We start from the raw sequence: 354 nt of genomic DNA, 5'->3' as shown, positions 1-354 counted from the left end.
GCGACGATCGACCTCCAGCGCGAAGCCCGCGCGGTCCTCGGCCACGACCAGCCCCTGCACCAGGCCGGCGGCGACCAGCCCCTTGCCTGACACGGGGTCGATGACGGCGTCCAGCGCGGCGATGACGGCAGTGCGTTCGACCAAGACGATCTCCCAGAAGGCTTGCAGGCGATGAGGCGCGCGTTCTATCGCCGTCGCAGCCCTGCCGCGAGCCTCGATTTGTCCAAACCGCCATCCGTCACCCTGCTCGCCGGCCCCACCGCGTCGGGGAAATCCGCGCTGGCCCTGAAGATGGCGCGCAAAACCGGCGCGGTGATCGTCAACGCCGACAGCCAGCAACTCTATGCCGACCTG

The 354-nt window shown here is 69.2% G+C and carries 2 protein-coding genes; one reads left to right on the top strand and one right to left on the bottom strand.

What is annotated here, in order from left to right:
* The coding region (locus CVH10_RS27305) for an iron-sulfur cluster assembly protein (protein ID WP_146143050.1) at nucleotides 1-144 on the bottom strand (144 nt) is incomplete at its 3' end.
* A gap of 27 nt (nucleotides 145-171) precedes the next feature.
* Here CVH10_RS27305 and CVH10_RS27300 point away from each other — a divergent pair.
* Nucleotides 172-354, top strand: a 183-nt coding sequence (locus CVH10_RS27300; RefSeq protein WP_369335871.1) for an isopentenyl transferase family protein, incomplete at its 3' end; no start/stop codon positions are given.

Source organism: Halomonas sp. ND22Bw (assembly GCF_003011945.1).
Classification (GTDB): Bacteria; Pseudomonadota; Gammaproteobacteria; order Pseudomonadales; family Halomonadaceae; genus Halomonas; species Halomonas halophila.
Note: the sequence above shows the minus strand (reverse complement) of the source record. Positions and strands in the feature narration are given on the sequence as shown.